Consider the following 4,208-nt stretch of genomic DNA (forward strand, 5'->3'; position numbering starts at 1 on the left):
GTCCGTGGTCGAGGGCGTCCGGGTGCCCGGGGGCGTCGCCGCGGGCGTGCCGGGACGCCTCGAGCCCGTCCATGGGCGGGACGTGCGCGCGGGCGCCCGTGGCGAGCACCAGCCGGTCGTACGCGACCTCGCCCCCCGAGTGCAGGACGGCCGTCCGGCGCGCGCGGTCGATCGCGACCACCGCGTCGCCCCGGATCACCCGGATGCCGGCCTCCTCCGCCGCGGCCGTGTCGGTCACGTCGAGGCGCGCCCGGTCGGCCCGCCCGACCGCGTGCTCGGCCACGAGGACGCGGTTGTAGGGGTCCTCCTCCTCGGCGCCCACCACGACCACCGCCACGGATCCCGCGCGGACGACCGGGAGGAGCTCCTCGACGAGGCGCGCGGCGACCGGTCCGTGACCCACCACGAGCACGCGGAGCGCGCCGCCGGAGCCGTCAGCCACGCGCGGCACCCTCGGACGGCGCGGGATCCGCGGACGGCGCGAGCGCGCGGACGGTCACGGGCGTGCGCTTGAACTCGGGCATGGCGGAGACGGGATCCACCGCGGCGGCGGTCAGCAGGTTCGCGCACTCGGACCCCGCGTAGTGGAACGGCAGGAACACCGTGTCGTGCCGGATGCCGGCCGTCACCTCCGCGACCGCCCGCACCTCGCCGCGCGCGTTGCCGATCGCGACCGGCGCCCCGTGCGCGATCCCGAGCCGGACCGCGGCGGACGGGTGGATCTGCAGCCGCGCCACCGGCTGCGCGTCCTGCAGCTCGGCGACCCGCCGGGTCTGCGCACCCGACTGGTAGTGCTCGAGCAGCCGGCCGGTGATGAGCGTGAGGGCGCCGCCGACGGGTGCCGGGTCCTCCGCGGTCACGTCCCGCGGGGTGACGGCGACGAGCCGCGCCCGGCCGTCGGGGTGCGCGAACCGGTCGGCGAAGAGACGCGGCGTCCCCGTGGATCCGGCCGGGTACGGCCAGAAGCCCTCGACGGCGTCGTCGTCCAGGAGGGCGTGGCTGAGGCCGGAGTAGTCGGCGAGCCCGCCCCCGGAGGCGCGCGCGAGCTCGTCGAAGACGACGGCCGGGTCGGTGGGCCAGGTGGAGGGCGCGTCGAGCCGGTCGGCGAGGGCGGCCATCACCTCGAGCTCGCTGCGGACCTCGGGCGGCGGGTCGAGGGCCCGGCGGCGGCGGATGACGCGGCCCTCGAGCGAGGTGGTCGTGCCCTCCTCCTCCGCCCACTGCGTGACGGGCAGCACGACGTCGGCGAGCGCCGCGGTCTCGGACAGCACCAGGTCGCACACCACCAGCAGGTCGAGCCGCGCGAGGGAGCGGCGGACCGCGGTCACGTCGGGCGCGGAGACGACCACGTTCGAGCCGTGCACGAGGAGGCAGCGGATGCCGCCCGGCTCCCCGAGCTCGCCGAGCAGCTCCACGGCGGGGACCCCGGGTCCGGGGATGACGGCGGGGTCGACGCCCCACACGGCGGCCACGTGCGCGCGGGCGGCCGGGTCGGCGATGCGCCGGTAGCCGGGCAGCTGGTCGCACTTCTGGCCGTGCTCGCGCCCGCCCTGCCCGTTGCCCTGGCCGGTGAGCGTCCCGTAGCCGGATCCCGGCCGGCCGGGGAGCCCCAGCAGCAGCGCGAGGTCGATCGCGGCGGTCGCCGTGTCGGTGCCGTCCACGTGCTGCTCGACGCCGCGCCCCGTGAGGATGTACGTGCCGCGCCCGTCCGCGAGCCGTCGCGCGACCCGGCGGACGTCCGCGACCGGCACGCCCGTCACGGCCTGCACCCGCTCGGGCCACCACGCGTTCGCGCTCCGGCGGACGGCGTCGAGGCCGGTGGTGCGGGCGGCGACGTAGGCGTCGTCGGCGAGGCCCTCGGCGAGCACCACGTGGATGAGCCCGAGCAGCAGCACGAGGTCGGTCCCGGGGGCCGGCTGCAGGTGGATCCCCTGCCCGTCGTCCGTCAGGTGCGCGGTGGCGGAGCGGCGCGGGTCGACCACGACGAGGCCGCCCGCGGCGCGCGCCCCGCCCAGGTGCCCGATGGACGGCGGCATGGTGGCGGCCACGTTGCTGCCGAGCAGCAGGATGGTCGACGCGCCGTCGAGGTCGGCGACGGGGAACGGCAGCCCGCGGTCGACGCCGAACGCGCGGTTCCCGGCCGCGGCGGCCGACGACATGCAGAAGCGCCCGTTGTAGTCGATGCGGGACGTGCCGAGCGCCAGCCGGGCGAACTTGCCCAGCTGGTACGCCTTCTCGTTCGTGAGGCCGCCGCCGCCGAACACGCCCACGGAGTCGGCGCCGAATCGTGCCCGGCTGTCGCGGAGCCGGTCGGCGACGAGGTCGAGCGCCGTGTCCCAGCTCGCGCGGACGAGATCGCCCGCCGCGTCCCGCACGAGCGGGTGCGTGAGCCGCCCCGCCGCCGTCAGCACCTCGGCGCTCGTCCAGCCCTTCCGGCAGAGGCCGCCGCGGTTGGTCGGGAAGTCGCGGCCGGAGACCGTGAGCGCCGGGCGGGCGGGGGCGGGCCCGGCCGCCGCGTCTCCCGGGGACCTGTCGCCCGGGGACCCGCCACCCGGGGACCGGCCACCCGGGTCCGCGGCATGCCCGACGGCGCCGGCCGGCGTCAGCGTCATCGCGCACTGCAGCGCGCAGTACGGGCAGTGCCCGCGCGTGCCCGGGTCGATCGCGGCGGCCACCCGCATCAGACGCGCGTGCCGGCGGCGGTCCCGCGGCGGATGCCGCCCGCGCGGAGGTAGACGAGCCCGGTCACCGCGAGCATCACCGCGTACGCGACGACGAAGCCGCCGAGGCCGGTCGTGTACCCGCCGGTCTCGGTCTTCGAGAGGCTGAGCACCTGCGGGATGATGAACCCGCCGTACGCCCCGAGGCCCGAGATGAGCCCGAGCGCGGCCGCCGTCTTCCGCTGCGTGCCCACGTCGCCGGAGGACCGGCCGGCGCGCGCGGTGCCGGAGCGGAGCGCGAACACCGCGGGGATCATGCGGTAGGTGGCGCCGTTGCCCATGCCGCTGGCCGTGAAGAGCACCAGGAACAGCACCAGGAACAGCGGGAAGCTGCCGAGCGGCAGCGTCGCGATGACGGCCACGACGGCGAGCCCCATGGCGACGAAGGCGCCCATGGTGACCGCGGCGCCGCCGTGGCGGTCGGCGAGGCGCCCGCCGAGCGGCCGGGCGAGCGACCCCATCAGCGAGCCGAGGAACGCGAGCGACAGCGTCGCCGAGCCCACCGCGAAGGTCGAGAGCTCCGGGAACTCGTCCGAGATGAGCTTGGGGAAGACGCCCGCGAAGCCGATGAAGGAGCCGAAGGTGCCGATGTAGAGGAACGCGAGGATCCACAGGTGCGGCTCCCGGAGGGCCGCGAGCGACGCCGTCAGGTCGGCCTTCGCGTGGGACAGGTTGTCCATGCGGCGCCAGGCGCCGAAGGCCGCGACGAGGATGAGCGGTACCCAGATCCAGCCCGCGAGCGGCAGGTCGAGGGTCGCCGCGGCGCCGACCGTGATGACGAGCGGCACGACCAGCTGCGCCACGGACGCCCCGAGGTTGCCGCCGGCGGCGTTCAGCCCGAGCGCCCAGCCCTTCCGGCTCTGCGGGTAGAAGTACGTGATGTTCGACATGGAGCTCGCGAAGTTGCCGCCGCCGAACCCGGCGAGCGCGGCGACCCCGAGCAGTACGCCGAACGGCGTCTCCGGGTTCCCCACGCACACGGCGAGCGCGATGGTGGGGATGAGCAGCAGGAGCGCCGAGATCACCGTCCAGTTGCGGCCCCCGAAGCGCGGGACCATGAAGGTGTACGGGAAGCGGAGGGTCGCGCCGACGAGGCTCGGCATGGAGATGAGCCAGAAGACCTCGCCGGTGGAGAGGTCGAAGCCCGCGGCGGGCAGCTGGACCACGACGATCGACCACAGCTGCCACACGACGAAGCCGAGGAACTCGGCGAGGATCGACCAGCGCAGGTTGCGGGCGGCGATGCGCGCGCCGCCGCCCTCCCACTGCGCCGTGTCCTCCGGATCCCAGCCGTCGATGACGGAGCCGTCGCGGAAGGAGAGGCCGGGTGCCGAGGCGCCGTGCGCGTCGACGGTGCGGGAGCCGGGCGCGGGCGCGCCGGCGGGGGCGGGCGCGGCGACGGGCGGTGCCGGGGGCAGGCCGGTCGCGGTCCTCGGGTCGGTCGCGGGCGGGAGGAGTTCGGTCATGTCGTGTCTCCTGGGGTCGGGG

Annotated in this window: 3 protein-coding genes; all 3 read right to left on the bottom strand. The window is 76.4% G+C overall.

What is annotated here, in order from left to right:
• On the bottom strand, nucleotides 1-442 hold a 442-nt coding region (locus Q6969_RS13545; protein ID WP_317230909.1), incomplete at its 3' end, for an FAD-dependent oxidoreductase.
• Nucleotides 435-2,612 carry a molybdopterin oxidoreductase family protein gene (locus Q6969_RS13550; RefSeq protein ID WP_317230911.1) on the bottom strand — a complete coding sequence of 726 codons (2,178 nt, stop codon included), beginning with the start codon at nucleotides 2,610-2,612 and terminating at the stop codon, nucleotides 435-437. The genes Q6969_RS13550 and Q6969_RS13545, both read right to left, overlap by 8 nt.
• Before the next feature lie 68 nt (nucleotides 2,613-2,680).
• On the bottom strand, nucleotides 2,681-4,186 hold the full coding sequence (locus Q6969_RS13555) for an MFS transporter (RefSeq protein ID WP_317230910.1): 1,506 nt from the start codon (nucleotides 4,184-4,186) through the stop codon (nucleotides 2,681-2,683).
• Between the last annotated feature and the right edge of the window lie 22 nt (nucleotides 4,187-4,208).

The organism is Clavibacter sp. MX14-G9D (genome assembly GCF_032917815.1).
GTDB classification, from domain to species: Bacteria; Actinomycetota; Actinomycetes; order Actinomycetales; family Microbacteriaceae; genus Clavibacter; species Clavibacter michiganensis_K.